The 17,203-nt window shown below is 33.8% G+C and carries 13 protein-coding genes; 6 read left to right on the plus strand and 7 right to left on the minus strand.

Going from position 1 to position 17,203, the window contains the following annotated elements; genetic code table 11:
* Positions 1–18 precede the first annotated feature (18 nt).
* The 4 genes from P3U32_RS09060 (at position 19) to P3U32_RS09075 (ending at position 6,539) form a co-directional block, all read left to right on the plus strand.
* Complete coding sequence (locus tag P3U32_RS09060) at positions 19–489, plus strand: DUF2538 family protein (protein WP_323704867.1); 471 nt, start codon at positions 19–21, stop codon at positions 487–489.
* Between the two features lie 256 nt (positions 490–745).
* A complete protein-coding gene (locus P3U32_RS09065) occupies positions 746–1,171 on the plus strand; it encodes a GNAT family N-acetyltransferase (protein WP_323702817.1) in 426 nt (141 codons plus the stop codon).
* 111 nt (positions 1,172–1,282) lie between these two features.
* Entirely contained in the window at positions 1,283–5,371 is a 4,089-nt protein-coding gene (locus tag P3U32_RS09070; protein ID WP_323702818.1) for a glucosaminidase domain-containing protein, read from the plus strand.
* 166 nt (positions 5,372–5,537) lie between these two features.
* A complete protein-coding gene (locus tag P3U32_RS09075) occupies positions 5,538–6,539 on the plus strand; it encodes an acyltransferase family protein (RefSeq protein WP_323702819.1) in 1,002 nt (333 codons plus the stop codon).
* 129 nt (positions 6,540–6,668) lie between these two features.
* Here P3U32_RS09075 and P3U32_RS09080 read toward each other — a convergent pair whose 3' ends face one another.
* A complete protein-coding gene (locus P3U32_RS09080; protein WP_323702820.1) occupies positions 6,669–7,205 on the minus strand; it encodes a hypothetical protein in 537 nt (178 codons plus the stop codon).
* Positions 7,206–7,331: 126 nt separating this feature from the next.
* Between P3U32_RS09080 and P3U32_RS09085 the strand changes: the two genes are divergently transcribed.
* Positions 7,332–8,489, plus strand: a complete 1,158-nt coding sequence (locus P3U32_RS09085) for an aminotransferase class I/II-fold pyridoxal phosphate-dependent enzyme (protein WP_323702821.1) — start codon at positions 7,332–7,334, stop codon at positions 8,487–8,489.
* Positions 8,490–8,594: 105 nt separating this feature from the next.
* On the opposite strand, the gene menB is transcribed toward P3U32_RS09085, so the two are convergent.
* The 4 genes from menB to P3U32_RS09105 are packed head-to-tail and all read right to left on the minus strand — an operon-like array spanning position 8,595 to position 13,207.
* Complete coding sequence (gene menB / locus P3U32_RS09090; RefSeq protein WP_323704868.1) at positions 8,595–9,416, minus strand: 1,4-dihydroxy-2-naphthoyl-CoA synthase; 822 nt, start codon at positions 9,414–9,416, stop codon at positions 8,595–8,597.
* Entirely contained in the window at positions 9,389–10,210 is an 822-nt protein-coding gene (gene menH / locus P3U32_RS09095) for a 2-succinyl-6-hydroxy-2,4-cyclohexadiene-1-carboxylate synthase (protein WP_323702822.1), read from the minus strand. Before menH ends, menB begins: the two co-directional genes overlap by 28 nt.
* Entirely contained in the window at positions 10,191–11,870 is a 1,680-nt protein-coding gene (gene menD / locus P3U32_RS09100) for a 2-succinyl-5-enolpyruvyl-6-hydroxy-3-cyclohexene-1-carboxylic-acid synthase (RefSeq protein ID WP_323702823.1), read from the minus strand. The genes menH and menD overlap by 20 nt, the downstream gene beginning before the upstream one ends.
* A 2-nt stretch (positions 11,871–11,872) precedes the next feature.
* Complete coding sequence (locus tag P3U32_RS09105) at positions 11,873–13,207, minus strand: isochorismate synthase (protein ID WP_323702824.1); 1,335 nt, start codon at positions 13,205–13,207, stop codon at positions 11,873–11,875.
* Positions 13,208–13,411: 204 nt separating this feature from the next.
* Between P3U32_RS09105 and P3U32_RS09110 the strand changes: the two genes are divergently transcribed.
* Positions 13,412–14,350, plus strand: a complete 939-nt coding sequence (locus tag P3U32_RS09110; RefSeq protein WP_323702825.1) for a 1,4-dihydroxy-2-naphthoate polyprenyltransferase — start codon at positions 13,412–13,414, stop codon at positions 14,348–14,350.
* A 619-nt stretch (positions 14,351–14,969) separates the two neighbouring features.
* Here the strand turns inward: P3U32_RS09110 and P3U32_RS09115 are convergent.
* On the minus strand, positions 14,970–15,695 hold the full coding sequence (locus tag P3U32_RS09115; protein WP_323704869.1) for an alpha/beta hydrolase: 726 nt from the start codon (positions 15,693–15,695) through the stop codon (positions 14,970–14,972).
* Between the two features lie 148 nt (positions 15,696–15,843).
* Complete coding sequence (locus P3U32_RS09120; protein WP_323702826.1) at positions 15,844–17,190, minus strand: sugar porter family MFS transporter; 1,347 nt, start codon at positions 17,188–17,190, stop codon at positions 15,844–15,846.
* Between the last annotated feature and the right edge of the window lie 13 nt (positions 17,191–17,203).

The following is a 17,203-nucleotide window of genomic DNA, read 5'->3' on the forward strand; positions in this document are numbered from 1 at the left end:
GAAAGGAGGCATATAATGATTAAACGTAAAACTTATGAAAAGTACGAACAAATTAATTCAATGTTTGACGCTTTGGAAGAACAAATCGTTCATTCTGGAGACTTAGCCCATTTCAGACAAAATTTGTACTATGTAAATCATGAACATCGTGAAAATTATGAAGCCTTATTGCTTTATTACAATCAAGCTAATAACGATCCAATTATGGATGGTGCTTGCTATATCATTGCAATTCCAGAAATATTTAATGTCGTCAATATTTTCGATAATCCCCTTCCTTTCTCATGGGTGTATACAGAAACAGGATTGACAGAAGAAATGAAATCTTTAAGTGTTCATATGCAATATCTTGTAGCAGCTGCGTTAGAAACAAGCCAAATCCAAATATTCACACCAAGTGGATATACAATGGGAATCACAAATTGGAATATGTTCCAGTTACGACTCTTTTGGCAATATACAGCAATAGTAAGAAGAGAAGCATTATAAAAAAATCCAAACCGAGAGGTTTGGATTTTTTTATGTTTAATATGTGCATCCTTATTTGCACGTTTACCTCTTCTTGCTAATAACAACACCCTTATTTGCACGTTTACCTCTTCTTGCTAATATACCACTCCTTATTTGCACGTTTACCTCTTCTTGCTAATATACCACCTCTTATTTTAATAAACTTCCTACTATTGATTAATTCTCACTTTATAATTATCATTTGAAGACACACTAAAATAGCTGGAGGTTAATTATGATTAAAATAGTTGAAACAGAAAAAGAAATGCAAGATGCCTTAAGTGTTAGAAAATCCGTATTTGTTGATGAACAAGGCGTATCATTAGAAGCCGAAATTGATGATCTCGAAGATATTTGCAAACACGTTATTTTGTATGAAGATAATAAACCTGCAGCTGTAGGAAGATATAGATCTTATGAAAGTGGTCTCGCTAAAATTGAACGAGTCGCTGTAATGAAACCTTATAGAAAATATGGTTTTGGTAAAGTAGTCATGGATTTTATAAATTCAAACGCTAAAGAAGAAGGTTTTCGAGGATCAATATTAAATGGTCAAACGCATGCTAAAGGTTTTTATAACAAGTTAGGATACCAAGTCGAGGGTGAAGAATTTTTAGAAGAAGGCATTCCTCACTACAAAATGAAATTAATATACGAGTAAATTCTACAAAAACTCAAATATTAAAGTTACATTACAAATTAAACAATTATAATCCTTTGTTCTAAAAAGAAAGTATAATGTAACAAAATACCTATTCAAAGGAGATTGTTTATGGATAAAAAATTCTATTACAAAACACCAACGCTTGTCGCGATGACTTTAGCTGGATCAACACTCGTAACGCATCAGGTAAATGCCGCTGAAAATGCCAATAACGACAATACTAACATCATTGATCAACATGACAATGCTAGTCAAATCCAAAATAAACAAAAAGAATTAAAAAGCCAATCTTTAAACGTTTCAGGTACCAAAGAATACAAAGACCCTTCAATAATTGAAGACCCTAATCTAAACAAAGAGAATACGGTAACTGACAATACTCAAGCAACTGATTCTTCTCAACCTGTTGCTGACGACAACACTCAAGATACTACAGCTACTGATGAACAGTCTAATGTAGATGATTCTACTCAAGCTAGTACTGATACTACTCAACCTGTTGCTGACGACAACACTCAAGACACTACAGCTACTGATGAACAGTCTAATGTAGATGATTCTACTCAAGCTAGTACTGATACTACTCAGCCTGTTGCTGGCGACAACACTCAAGACACTACAGCTACTGATGAACAGTCTAATGTAGATGATTCTACTCAAGCTAGTACTGATTCTACTCAACCTGTTGCTGACGAAAACACTCAAGACACTACAGCTACTGATGAACAGTCTAATGTAGATGATTCTACTCAAGCTAGTACTGATACTACTCAGCCTGTTGCTGACGACAACACTCAAGATACTACAGCTACTGATGAACAGTCTAATGTAGATGATTCTACTCAAGCTAGTACTGATACTACTCAGCCTGTTGCTGACGACAACACTCAAGATACTACAGCTACTGATGAACAGTCTAATGTAGATGATTCTACTCAAGCTAGTACTGATTCTTCTCAACCTGTTGCTGACGAAAACACTCAAGACACTACAGCTACTGATGAACAGTCTAATGTAGATGATTCTACTCAAGCTAGTACTGATTCTTCTCAACCTGTTGCTGACGACAACACTCAAGATACTACAGCTACTGATGAACAGTCTAATGTAGATGATTCTACTCAAGCTAGTACTGATTCTTCTCAACCTGTTGCTGACGAAAACACTCAAGATACTACAGCTACTGATGAACAGTCTAATGTAGATGATTCTACTCAAGCTAGTACTGATACTACTCAACCTGTTGCTGACGAAAACACTCAAGACACTACAGCTACTGATGAACAGTCTAATGTAGATGATTCTACTCAAGCTAGTACTGATACTACTCAGCCTGTTGCTGGCGACAACACTCAAGACACTACAGCTACTGATGAACAGTCTAATGTAGATGATTCTACTGATGCTAGTGCTGAAACAGATACTTATAGCACTGACTATGATGATTCAGATGAAATAGCTGAAGACGATAATCAGTCAGTACAATTAGAAACTGCTGATATTCAACCGCGTTCATTTGCTTTGAGATCGGCTAGCTATGCTCCTACTGCTAAGAAAACTGCAGTTTCAAGTTATGCACCAAGTGTAAGCTCTACAATAAATAATCAAATTAGAACTAATAATTATACTGTTCCAACTTATGTTGAAGATTTTTCTAGTCATATTCCTAAAATGCCTTACCGTAATGGTGTAGGTAAACCTGAAGGAATTATTGCACATGAAACAGCAAATCCAAATTCAACTATTCAAGGCGAAGTTGCATATATGAAGAACAACTACCAAAGTGCATTTGTTCATGCTTTCGTAGATGACAACAACATTATTGAAGTAGCACCAACTGATTACTTAGCTTGGGGTGCTGGTGGTGTTGCCAATGAACGATTCATGCACGTTGAGTTAGTACGTGTTTATGGTAGTGATCGTTTTGCTAAATCTATTAATAACTATGCTGATTATTTAGCAACAAATCTAGCCTATTATGGATTACCTTTAGATAGTGCTGAAAATGACGGTGTAGGTACATTATGGTCACATGATGCTGTATCTAGATATTTAGGTGGTACAAACCATAGTGATCCTTATGGATGGTTTGCTGAAAATAACTATACTTTCAATGAACTTGTTGATTTAGTTCGTGAGAAATATTTATATAAAACAGGTAACCTTAGTGCGCCTGCCGTTTCTAAACCGAAACCAACTGCTCCTACTGTTACTAAACCAAAACCAACAAAGCCAGTTGTTTCTAAACTGAAGCCAACCGCGCCTACTGTTGCTAAGCCGAAACCAACAAAACCGGTTGTTTCTAAACCAAAACCAACCGCGCCTACTGTTGCTAAACCGAAACCAACTACACCTGTTGCTAGTAAACCTGTAACAAGTGTTCCAAAAACTGTAGCTGTAAAATACAAAGGTACTGTAAAACCTACTGTATCTGGCGTTTATACTTCAGTTTATGATCAAACAGCTAAATCTGGAGCTAATAAAGCTGGTAAAACATTTAACATTGGTAAACAATCTACATTTAATAATCAAATTTATTACTTGTTACAAGATAATAACGGAACACCTTTAGGTTGGGTTAAATCTACAGATGTTCAAATGCAGGCAACACCAACTAAAGTAACAAAACCAGTTGCTAAGCCTACTGCATCTTCTTCTGTGAAACCGAAGCCAGTTGCTAAGCCTACTGCGTCTTCTTCTGTGAAACCGAAGCCAGTTGCTAAGCCTACTGCGTCTTCTTCTGTGAAGCCAAAACCAGTTGCTAAGCCTGCTGCGTCTTCTTCTGTGAAGCCAAAACCGGTTGTTAAGCCTGCTGCGTCTTCTTCTGTGAAGCCAAAACCGGTTGTTAAGCCTACTGCGTCTTCTTCTGTGAAGCCAAAACCGGTTGTTAAGCCTACTGCGTCTTCTTCTGTGAAGCCGGCTAAAACAACTAGAGTTAATTATGTTGGTAAAGTAAGCAAAAACATTTCAGGAGTTTATACTTCTGTTTATGATCAAAAAGTAGTTCCAGCAATTAATAAAGCTGGTAAAACGTTCAAAATAGGAAAACAATCTGTTTATAATAATCAAACTTATTATTTACTACAAGATAATCAAGGTATTCCATTAGGTTGGGTTAAGTCTAGCGATATTCAAGTGCAAACTGCACAACCTAAAGTTGTAAATCAAACAACTAAAGTAACACCTAAGAAAACAAATGCAATTAAATCAAGTAGTATCAATAACAAAGCAATTGCATTAAAAGACAAGTATACAAATTATTTAATCTTTGATAATACTGGTTATTTCTATAGCGAACCAAATGTATCTAAAAAGACATTATTAGGTTCACTTCAAAATTATCAATACGCATACTTTAAAGTTATTTCTTCACAAAAAATTGGCGATATAACTTGGTATAAAGGACTTCTTAATGGTAAAACTGTATGGATTAGTGAAAAATATTTACAACTTGCTCAAGAGTCTACTAACATTTCAACTAGTCCTTATACATTAGACCAAGCTGTAGATAAGCAAATGGCTTTAACAAATGGTTCAGAACCTAAAAAAGTCCTATCTACCGGTGTAAGAAAAGCAACTAGAGCTGAAGTAAAAGATACTATGGATACATCAAAATATGTAAATGATCCAGTTCAAAAGTATCAATTTTTAGATTTAAATAAATCTCAAGACATTCCAGCTTCTAAACTTAATGACTTATTGCGCGGTAAAGGTATTTTAGAAAATCAAGGTGATGCCTTTAGACAAGCTGCAAAATCTGTTGGCGTAAATGAAATTTATTTAATTTCACATGCCCTTCTAGAAACTGGAAATGGTACAAGTCAATTAGCTAATGGTGGTTCAATTGATAAGGATGGTAATGTAGATTTAGATTCTAAAGAGAAGTATTATAATATGTTTGGTGTAGGTGCAATTGATAAACAAGCATTATATGGTGGAATCAAATATGCACAACAAGCTGGTTGGAATACCCCTGAAAAAGCAATTCTCGGCGGTGCTCAATTTATAGCAAATAACTACATTAAATCAGGTCAAAACACACTTTATAAAATGCGTTGGAATCCACAAAGTCCTGGAACTCATCAATATGCTACAGGCATAGACTTTGCCAAATCAAATGCTAAACGTATAAGCGATTTCTATCAACAAATTCAAACTGATGGGCAATATTATGACGTAGATCAATATAAAGGATAATCTATTCATATTAATGAAGGTAAGACAACAAAATCTAATGACACACTTAGATTGGATGTCTTACCTTTATTTTTTAGGTTAATAAATATTTATATTTGTACTTTATAAAAAATTAATTTATAATCTAAATTTCAATTTACATATTCGACTTAGAGGAGCTTATTCCATGGTAAAAGAAAAAGAAAGAGACCATTATTTTGACAATGCTAGGTTCTTCCTAATTGTTCTAGTAGTATTTGGTCATTTAACACGATCATATGTGAATGATACACATATTTTTAAAGCACTATATATGTTTATATACAGTTTCCATATGCCTGCATTTGTACTCATATCTGGATTCTTTGCTAAAGGTGTTGGAAAACCTCGTTACATAAAAAAAGTAACAATTAAACTTTTAGTCCCTTATCTTATCTTCCAAATATTTTATGGATTATATTACTATTACATAGACCGAGATGACACTTTAAATATAAGTCCATTTGATCCTCAATGGGCAATGTGGTTCTTAGTCAGCTTATTCTCATGGCATGTGATCCTTCACTTTGTAAGAAACTTTAATCCTTATATTACATTTACAGTTGCGATAATACTTGGTTTAGTCGTTGGTTATTTCGACTTTATAAACGGTAAGTTAAGTTTATCTAGAACCTTTGTATTCTTTCCAATTTTCTTATTAGGCTATTATATTAATAAAGAACAGTCACTCATTTTAAGAAACAAGAAATATATTTGGCTATCTATATTGAGCTTGCTTGCTATATTTATCGCGTATTACCTAACAGACTATAATTTCGAATGGCTATTTGGAAGTAAACCATACTCTGCACTTGAACCAGACGTTGATGTATATAGTGCAATGAAACGACTATTCATATATGTAGTTATTTTTGTTTCAACATTAAGTTTCATGAATTTAATACCTGAACGAAAATTACCTCTCACATATATTGGTTCAAGAACAATGTTTATATATTTACTGCACGGATTATTCGTTGGACTATTTCGTTCTCAAGAATGGGATCGCGTACTCATTGATAAACCATATGTATGGATTGCGATTATATTAATCACAATTATTATTGTTTACTTCTTTAGTAGTGATATTGTTAAACATTATGCAAATCCTGTGGTCAATGTTAAAAAGCCACCTAAAACTAAAGAGTAATAAAAAAAGAATCTGGGTTCTATCCCAGATTCTTTTTTTCGTTTGATGAGAAGTTATATCGTGCGATTGACACATAATCGCACGATATCTCATCATCAAATTTGATTCTCATTTTAATATTTAACTAATCTACCTTATTAATGAATCATACGAAATTGTTCCTACAAACTTTTCATCCTGATTGAGTAAATACGCAGGTATTTGCACTTGTTTATGTGTAATCGGCGCTAATGTTTCGTTGTTATTGTATAAAGGCTCTAGTACTTCATAACTTGCACTTAATAAATATGTTAAATAATCTATCCATTCTTGTGTATATGGTGTATCTGACTGTATAAATAGAACTGGATTTTCTTTCTTTTCTGTAGGTTGCATAAAATCTGAAACAAACCTTCTCTCATCCATCGATAACTCAGATTTTTCCTTAAATTTAATATGAAATTGCACATGCTTAATAAGGCGATGATCTTCCCCAAAGTAATATCGATGGAAATGTGGCAGTTGATGTTCTGCTCGGCAAATATGTATGTTATCTTCTTCAAATGATATCATCCATTGCTCATCATTATTTTGAATAAGCACAAAAGTCGGATGTGGTAACCATTCAAATATATTTAAAGAAAGTAATAGCTTTAACTTCTGATTCATATTATTTAAATTCACCATATAAACATCCCCTATTATTGTAATGTTTCTCTAATTGTATTACGAATGCTAAATTTTATCTATAACCATTTATTTGTACAATATTTATCTGTATAATTAACTCATCGTACATAAGAGGTGAATATCATGCAACTACCATTAAATAAATTCGCATCTCAATTACAAGTATCTGGAATAAGAGCTATTTCAAATCGTATACCTGAAATTGATGATGTTATCAACTTAACCGTTGGGCAACCTGATTTTCCTGTTCCTACACGTGTAAAAAATGCAATGAAAGACGCAATTGATCACAATTTTACATCTTATTCTCATAACGCAGGATTATTAGAACTTAGAAAAGTTATCAAATCCTATTATGAAAATCGATTTAATGCTCATTTTGATACGAACGAAATATTGGTTACTAACGGTGCCAGTGAAGCTTTAGATACCGCTTTACGAGGTATTATAGAGCCTGGTGACGAAGTATTAATACCATCACCGGTTTATGCAGGCTACGTGCCTTTAATTGAACTATTAGGTGCAACACCAGTATATATAGATACTACCCAAACTGGATTAAAAATAACACCTGAACTTGTTAAATCTCATATTACTTCTAAAACAAAAGCCATACTATTGAATTATCCAAATAATCCTACAGGTATTACTTTGAATAAGCAAGAAGTAGACGATTTAGTTAACGTTTTTGAACAGTATCCTATTTTTATCGTCAGTGATGAAATTTATGCTGAAAATACATTTAATCAAATACATACGTCATTTGCTTCATATGACTCCATTAAAGATAGATGTATCTTATTAGGCGGATTGAGTAAATCTCATTCTATGACAGGTTTAAGAATTGGTTTTTTACTTGGACCTGCGTATGTGATGAAACAATTAACATTTGTTCATGCCTATAACTGTATTTGTGCTAACGTACCTAGCCAATACGCAGCAATTGAAGCACTCACTCATTCTATAGATTCACCAAAAGAAATGAACAAAGCTTATATCGAACGTCGTGACTACGTTTATGATCGATTAATAAATATAGGATTTGAATTAGATGAGAAGCCACAAGGTGCATTTTATATCTTCCCTAAAATTTCACACTTTGGTATGGATGATTATGACTTTTGCATGAAAGCATTAGAAACGTATCACGTGGCAATCGTTCCAGGTTCTGCATTCACGCATATAGGTAAAGGTTATATCCGTATTTCTTACGCCTATAATTTAGAAGCGTTAGAAGAAGGTCTTAACCGTTTAGAACGTATGGTTAAAGATTTATTTTAAACTTAATCACCACAAAAATAAAAAAAGCACTCATGTCCAAGATTTTAAAAATCTTAACATGAGTGCTATTTTTATTGTAAGGATATCATTATCCTTATTTATGTTTTAAGGAAACTTAGGGAATTGATCGAAGTCTGGTTGACGTTTTTCTTTAAATGCGTCACGACCTTCTTTCGCTTCATCAGAAGTGTAATATAATAATGTTGCGTCACCAGCAAATTGTTGTAAACCTGCAAGGCCGTCTGTATCAGCATTCATTGCTGCTTTTAAGAATCTTAATGCAGTTGGTGAATGTTGCATCATTTCTTTACACCATTGTACTGTTTCATCTTCAATTTTATCTAAAGGCACAACTGTGTTAACTAAGCCCATATCGATTGCTTCTTTAGCATCATATTGACGACATAAGAACCAAATTTCACGTGCTTTTTTATGGCCAACGATTCTAGCTAAATAACCTGAACCGTAACCAGCATCAAATGAACCTACTTTTGGTCCAGTTTGTCCAAAACGTGCATTCTCTGCAGCAATTGTTAAGTCACATACGATATGTAACACATGTCCTCCACCAATCGCATAGCCTCTAACCATCGCTACAACTGGCTTAGGAATAACACGAATTAAACGTTGTAAGTCTAATACATTTAATCTTGGAATTTGGTCATCTCCAACGTAACCACCATGTCCACGGATAGATTGATCTCCACCTGAACAGAATGCTAAATCGCCTTCACCTGTTAAAATGATTGAACCAATTCTTTGATCATCTCTTGCTCTTGAAAATGCATCTATCATTTCTTGTACTGTTAAAGGTGTAAATGCGTTACGTACCTCTGGACGGTTTATAGTAATTTTAGCGATACCTTCGTAAAATTCATATTTAATTTCTTTGTATTCTTTTATCGTTTCCCATTGTCTTGACATAATTTGCCTCCTAAAATAAATTCTATTACTATTGTATCAAATTTTGTTGGTTGTTCCACATGAATTGTGTGGCCAGCACCTTGCACCATATGAAAAGTACTTTTTTTCATCAATTGATTCATACGTTGACCAATATTAATGAATTTAGCATCCTTCTCACCAACAATGATGCAAGTTGGCACATTGAATTGATGTAACACTTCCCAATATGAAGGTTGCGCACCTGTACCATAATCGACAAGTGCTTTACATAACCCTTTTGGTTGTTGTGATAATCTCATTAGTTCTATGCGCTGTTTTTCTGTATCTGTAAGTACCGATTGGCTATCAAATAAAGGTAATTTGGACCATTCTTCAACAAACTGTTTTAATCCAACTTCTTGAATATATGATGCTCTATTTTTATCTACTTCTATGCGCGCTTGTTTATCAACATCATTCGAAATGCCTGGACTTGCACTTTCTAAAATAAGGCCTTCTATCAATGTTGGGAATTGATTTGCGAAGCTTAACGCTACACGTCCACCCATAGAATAACCATGGATATAAACTTTTTTAAGATTGTAATGCATAATTAAAGACTTGATTTGATCAGCTATATAAGCCATATCCCACGTTAAATCATCATTTGAATTGTCATTCCCATGTCCTGGTAAATCGACTGTAATAACATTGATACCTTGATTGATCAATGTTTCTTCAACTAAATGAAAAGTCGTATGATCACTTATAAATCCATGTAATAAAATTAACGTTGGATTTTCTGAATTTGTCAGCTTAGCGTAGTGTGTTAACATACTGAATGCCTTTCATTTTGTTGAAAAGTTCACGATGTGTTTCTGTATTTATTTCTCGATTTGTTACTATTTCATATAAATAAGATCCAAATTGAGGTAAATTCTGACGTTTATAATCTGATACATCTTCGAATTTTTCATAACCTAGTTCATATAAATGCGCAACATGTTGAAAATCAAGATTCAATGGTGTACCGAAGAGTTTCTCAAAGTGTTCAGGCGCTTCTTCTTTAGGTGCTAAATAATTAAATATGCCTCCACCATTGTTGTTCATGCATATGATAGTAATATCTAAATCATGTAATTTACTCATAATAAGTCCATTCATATCATGGAAAAATGATATATCACCAATGATTAATGTTACTTTTTTGTATACTGCCATTCCTAATGCTGTAGATACAACACCATCTATACCATTTGCACCTCTGTTGGCCGCAATTTCAGCTTTAGAACCAATATTAAATGTATCCACATCTCTAATTGGCATACTATTACCAACAAACAATGTATCTTTTGAGGTCAATTTCTTAAGAATATTCCCCATCGCTGCACCTTCATCTGTTTCTTCTTCAATATACTGTTCAATTAATGATTTCGCTTCATTTTCCATTGTAATCCACTTATCAAGCCAGTTTTTATTTTGAGTTGGTGTGACATCTTGAGCTTGTCTAAAGAAATCATTAGGACTCATTTCCACAGATAATGTTGGTACTTTTGGATAAGCATCAGGTGTATCATTATTTTGCACAAGAATTTGCGGACATTTAACAGATTTAAGCCAATTATTTAAATGCTTCGAAACAACTGGTTGTCCAACTCTTATAATAAATTGAGGTTCAATACTTAAACCACCTTTAAATAATGCATCATAAGTTGAAATGACATTAGGATGATTTAATCTTCTCAAATTACTTAAAGGGTCTGCTAAGATTGGTATATTATGAATCGCTGAATACGTTAAAATTTGTGATAAATCTTGTCCTTGTGTATCACCTACAACAACGACACCTCTAGGTTTTTCAATGTAAGTTTGTACATTAGAAAAATCAATTGATTTCTGGTACTTCGTTTCTACCTTTCGCTTAGATGAGAGATAGCGTCTAAGTTTCACATTTGGTATTAACGGTTCTCTAAATGGAAAGTTAAAATGTACTGGCCCTCTTTGTGGACCGACAAAATGTTTTTCCGCTTTAATCATATTGATATGAATCGCATTTAACGTTTCTTCCGTTTCATCAGCAATCGGCATATCCATTTGGAATTTCGTGAAATTTTGGAACATATTTACTTGATTAATGGCTTGTGGCGCACCTACGTTTCTTAATTCATGCGGGCGGTCACTCGTTACTACAATAAGTGGTAACTTGCTGATAAAAGCTTCAGATACAGCTGGTGTATAATTTGATGCTGCAGTTCCAGAAGTACAGATGATTGCTACTGGTCGTTGATTTCCTTTAATAATACCTAGAGCAAAGAAAGCTGCACTTCTCTCATCAGGATGAATCCACGTCTTAATATGTGGATGTCTTTCACATGCAATGGCTAATGGTGTTGATCTAGATCCTGGGCTAATAACGACATCATCAACGCCATATTCATATAACTTTGATACAAATGTAAATACTTGTTTCGTAAGACTCTCTATATGCGTACTCAAATCTACATCACTCCTAGTGCTTTTAACATTGGTTTAAATTTCAAATCTGTTTCTTCAAATTCTGAAATTGCATTTGAATCTTTAACGATTCCACAACCGGAATATAACGTAGCTACTTTATCTTTAACAAGCATTGATCTAATAGAAACAACAAATTCACCATTGTTATCTAAATCCATATACCCAAGCGGCGCACCATAAAATCCTCTTGTACCAAATTCTTCATGTTCTATATATTTTATCGCTTCTACTTTTGGAAAACCACCTAATGCAGGTGTCGGATGCAATTGATTAACGATGTCTAGTACATTTTCCGAAAGTAAATCTGCTTGGATATTCGTATATAAATGATACAAATGTTTATTTGTTAAAATCGTTGGTCTTTCATCATATTTTAAATGTTTCGTAAATGGTTTAATATCATGAATGATACTATCCACTACATAACGATGTTCAAACTGATTCTTAGCATCGTTTAATAATTCATCTTTATAAACTTGGTTCTGTCCTTCATCATCTGATCTTGCAATCGTTCCCGCAATTGCATTCGTAAACAATTTGCCGTTGTCTATTTGACATAACTGCTCAGGTGTTTGAGAAATGAATTGTGATTTGCCTGATTCAAATAATAATAAATAGCTTGATTCATGGCTATCTAAAGATCTTTGTAAAGCATCTTCAACATTTACATGCTCATTAAATTCAATTTTTCTTCTTCTTGCTAGTACGACTTTTTGTAATGCAACTGATGCATTCATTAATGATACAGCTTTCGTCACTAGATCTTTCCATGCTTCACTTTGAATATCATAATTATCAACAACTTCTGGTGTATGTTCAATCGTAGATGTAACACGAGGTTTTATCTTTTCTACCATTTGATATAATTGTTCTATATCAAATTGATTACTGTGATCCGTATACGTTAAATAACTACGGCCATTCTCAATCGTAATCATAAATTTAGGTAAGACAAAATGGCTCATCCCGAAGTCTTGCCATTCATTTGTTAGAGCATGTTCTGAAAATTGAAAGCCACCGAAAAATTTCAAATGATGCTTTTCTTCATGATCTTTGTGGGCATCTAACTGTTCTTTAATGTTCTGCCAACAATCATATATTTCATCGTGTTTTAAATGTGAATATCTCGCTTCTAACAAATAACCGATACCGCACATTTCTAATTTGTAATCCTTAGACTTGTAATAAAAACGTTGTCCTTTTAAATTAATTTCTTCTCTTAATAAATGGATTATATTTGGTTGATCTTGAAGCTCAATTTCAACTGAAATATAATTTTTATTTACGTCGATTTCAGAAATTATTTTTTGCTTCAAATCCGTCCTCAAGGCCATCTCACTTCCACTTCTTTCCGATAAATATCTATCTACCTATTTTATCATTTTTTATCATAACATGTGCTAATATTGCTTTTAGAAAAGCGAATATATATTAAAATTTTACACAATTACAGTGATTGACCAATTGAATCTGAAAGCATATACTAATACTGTCAAAAATATTATTATAAGAGGTACAATATGTCACAAAATTTATCTCAGCATTCTGGATTAAAAAAATATTACCATCTAATGAGACCACATACGCTCACTGCTTCATTTGTACCCGTCTTATTAGGTACAGCAGCTTCAAAAATATTTTTAACTGGTGCTGAATCTTCAATCAAAATTTCGGTTGTCCTTGCAATGCTTTTAGCAAGCATACTTATACAAGCAGCAACCAACATGTTCAATGAATATTTCGATTATAAACGCGGACTCGATGACCATACTTCAGTTGGTATCGGTGGTGCAATTGTTCGAAACGGCATGTCACCTAAATCAGTCTACAACATAGCAATTGTCTTTTATATTATATCTATATTTTTAGGTATTTATATTTGTATGCAAAGTACTTGGTTACTAATACCAATAGGACTTGTTTGTATGGCAATTGGTTATTTATATACAGGCGGACCATACCCGATTTCTTGGACACCATTTGGAGAAATCTTTGCCGGATTCTTCATGGGCTTTGTTATCGTTATGATATCCTTCTATATTCAAACAGGTCATTTAAGCTTCTTCCCTGCATTACTTAGTATCCCAGTTTCTATTACTATTGGTCTAATTAACTTAGCAAATAATATTAGAGACCGCGAAAAAGATAAATTAAGCGGAAGAAAGACTTATGCAATATTAGTTGGAAAAAGATTTTCAATCATGACTATGGCTATTTTATATATCGTTGCATATGTCATCGTTATATACTTAGCATTATTTAAACCATATGGATCAATATTATGGCTACTCGTATTAATTTCAGTACCATTCCCAATTAAAGCAGTAAGACGCTTTAATAAGAATGACACACCACAATCTATGATGCCCGCTATGGCAGCAACAGGAAAAGCAAATACAATATTCGGTCTTTTATTAGCACTTGGTGTATACATCAGTGGACTACTAGGCGGTATGTAAATAAAACCTGAAGATAAAGTTCAAAACGAACTTTGTCTTCAGGTTTTTTATTTGAATTTATTTAGCGAGTTAATTCACGACTTTGGCTATCTCTTGGATTAACTTCGGTGTTAACTCACGACTTTGGCTTTCTCTTGGATTAATTCCGGAGTTAACTCACGACTTTGGCTTTCTCTTGGATTAATTCCGGAGTTAACTCACGACTTGGCTCATCTCTTGGATTAACTTCCGCGTTAACTCACGACTTTGGCCGTTTCTTGGATTAACTTCCGAGTTAACTCACAACTTTGGCTATCTCTTGGATTAATTCCAGAGTTAACTCACGACTTTGGCTATCTCTTGGATTAATTCCAGAGTTAACTCACGACTTAGCTCATCTCTTGGATTAATTCCGGAGTTAACTCACGACTTTGGCTTTCTCTTGGATTAATTCCGGAGTTAACTCACGACTTGGCTCATCTCTTGGATTAACTTCCGCGTTAACTCACGACTTTGGCCGTTTCTTGGATTAACTTCCGCGTTAACTCACGACTTGGCTCATCTCGTCGCTTAATTCATAACTTAATCTACGACTCACGCAATTTCCCTACTCAACTTCCAAGCCCAGCTACTTCAACACCTACGTTCGCAAAATTCCCATTATATCTTGTTCAATTTTTTCGTGATCTTCACTACGTGTCATTAGATGTGATGCGTTTTTATATTCTTTTAATGTTTTATCTTCAGTAGCCACATTATTATAAATATATTCTGCACTTTCTTTATATAATTGTTGGTCTTGACCACCATACATAATTGAAATTGGATTTTTAATTTCTTTTAAATCGTTCATTATTTCAACGATGAATGCTGTAAATAATTTAGCACCTTGATCATAATCTTCTATTAAAGCAAGCTGTCTCTCACTTTCTTCTTGATTTAATCCTTGAATTTCGTTCATTTTCTTACCATAACGTTTTAGTCTACTTTTGATATCTTCACCATAGCGTTCTTGCGGCGTCGACATGGCAATGCACTTATTTATTTTATGTGTTTCTGAAAGTTTTAATGACATTAATCCGCCTAATGATACGCCTAGCACATTAATCACTTCATAACCTTCATCTATTAAAAATTGATACGCCGCTTCAACTTGTGCCCACCAATCTCTAACGTCATACGCTAAAAATGATTCGATACTTAATCCATGTCCTTTATAAGCAGGTACATAGCATGTAAATCCTACCTTATGTAATATTTCTGCAAGGTCTTTCACATCTCTAATCGTTCCTGTGAAAGAATGTAAAAGTAATACCGCTTCATTACCACCTTTCAAATAAATATTTCTAGATTCTTTTAATTTCAACAACTTCCTCACTCCATCATTTTAATTCATTTGTTTAATCATACCACCTTAGTCTTCTTTTACCTTATTCTCATTAAAAATAACCATCCTAAATTATAAAAATTTAGAGATGGTTATCTTTTTCAATTTGCAATATGATTGCTACATTTTAATTCAATAATTTTGTTTTATTTTCTATTAATGCATGTTCAATTTGTTCTAACGTATGGCCTCGTGTTTCAAATACAAAGTATTTCACAAACAATGCTGCAATCACACAAAAGATACCAAATATGCTAAATAAGACAATATCTCCTAAAGATGCTTCTAATGCTGGAAAACTTACTGATACTGTCCAGTTAGCTACCCAGTTTACTAAAGAAGCAATCCCTACTGCTAGTCCTCTAATTTTAAGTGGGAATACTTCTCCAATCATGATCCACATCACTGGCCCCCATGTTGCACAGAAACTTGAAATGTATGTAGCTATAAATACAAATGTCCAAATATGAAATCCTTCTTTACCCGCTTCAAAATGAAATGCCAATGCTAAAGCAAAGAATGAAACGCCCATCGCAATTGCGCCTACCATTAATACGGTTCTACGTTTAAATCTATCCATAAATATTGTCGCTACAACTGTCACAATCACATAGAATACACCTAATAAAATTTGAGTCTTAATTGCGGTCGCTGCGTCCGTTCCGCCACTCATTAAAATACGTGGTGCGTAATAAAACACAGTATTACATCCCATCCATTGTTGCAAAATCGCTAATCCAAATGCAACAACTAATGCAGGTCTTATCCATTTTGAAAATACATCTCTAAATGTACCTGTCGCTTGAGCATTTTGTTCTTGTATATCATTAATTTCTTTATCAGCTTCTTCTTTAGTTAACACATTATTTAATATGTCTAACGCTTGGCTTATTTTACCGTTCTTCACCAAATACCTAGGGGATTCCGGTAATAATACTGCTCCTATAAATAAAATTAAAGCCGGAACAGCTGCAAATCCAAGCATTAAACGCCAGCCAATTGCTGAATCTTGCCACACAAAATTGGCGATATATGCAATTAACATACCTGTCATAATCATTAATTGGTTTAATGCTGTTAATCGTCCTCTATCTTTTGCTGGTGCAAGTTCTGCTAAATACATTGGCACTAAAGCACTTGCTCCCCCAACTGCGATACCTAAAAATAATCGAGAAATATTTAAGACAACAACATCAGGTGCTAATCCACAACCAATTGCACCTATAAAGAAGATAAATGCTGTAACCATCATCATCTTCTTGCGTCCATATTTATCTGCTAGTGGCGAAATTAATACCGCACCAATTACTGCACCGATTAATACGCAACTTACTACAAATCCAATTTGAGATTCATTTAACTTTAATTCTTCTTGAATAAATATTTGGGCTCCTGCTATGACACCCGTATCATACCCAAATAATAACCCTCCTAAAGCACCAAAGAAAAATATCATTGATTTTGATAATTTCATCTTTATCCCTCAT

Source organism: Mammaliicoccus sp. Dog046 (assembly GCF_034039665.1).
Taxonomy (GTDB): domain Bacteria; phylum Bacillota; class Bacilli; order Staphylococcales; family Staphylococcaceae; genus Mammaliicoccus.

What these genes read in the sequence shown, in the direction of transcription:
- P3U32_RS09065 (WP_323702817.1), top strand. Translation starts at nt 746, where the DNA reads ATGATTAAAATAGTTGAAACAGAAAAAGAAATGCAAGATGCCTTAAGT.
- P3U32_RS09070 (WP_323702818.1), top strand. Translation starts at nt 1,283, where the DNA reads ATGGATAAAAAATTCTATTACAAAACACCAACGCTTGTCGCGATGACT.
- P3U32_RS09075 (WP_323702819.1), top strand. Translation starts at nt 5,538, where the DNA reads ATGGTAAAAGAAAAAGAAAGAGACCATTATTTTGACAATGCTAGGTTC.
- P3U32_RS09080 (WP_323702820.1), bottom strand. Translation starts at nt 7,205, where the DNA reads ATGGTGAATTTAAATAATATGAATCAGAAGTTAAAGCTATTACTTTCT.
- P3U32_RS09085 (WP_323702821.1), top strand. Translation starts at nt 7,332, where the DNA reads ATGCAACTACCATTAAATAAATTCGCATCTCAATTACAAGTATCTGGA.
- menH (WP_323702822.1), bottom strand. Translation starts at nt 10,210, where the DNA reads ATGTTAACACACTACGCTAAGCTGACAAATTCAGAAAATCCAACGTTA.
- P3U32_RS09110 (WP_323702825.1), top strand. Translation starts at nt 13,412, where the DNA reads ATGTCACAAAATTTATCTCAGCATTCTGGATTAAAAAAATATTACCAT.
- P3U32_RS09120 (WP_323702826.1), bottom strand. Translation starts at nt 17,190, where the DNA reads ATGAAATTATCAAAATCAATGATATTTTTCTTTGGTGCTTTAGGAGGG.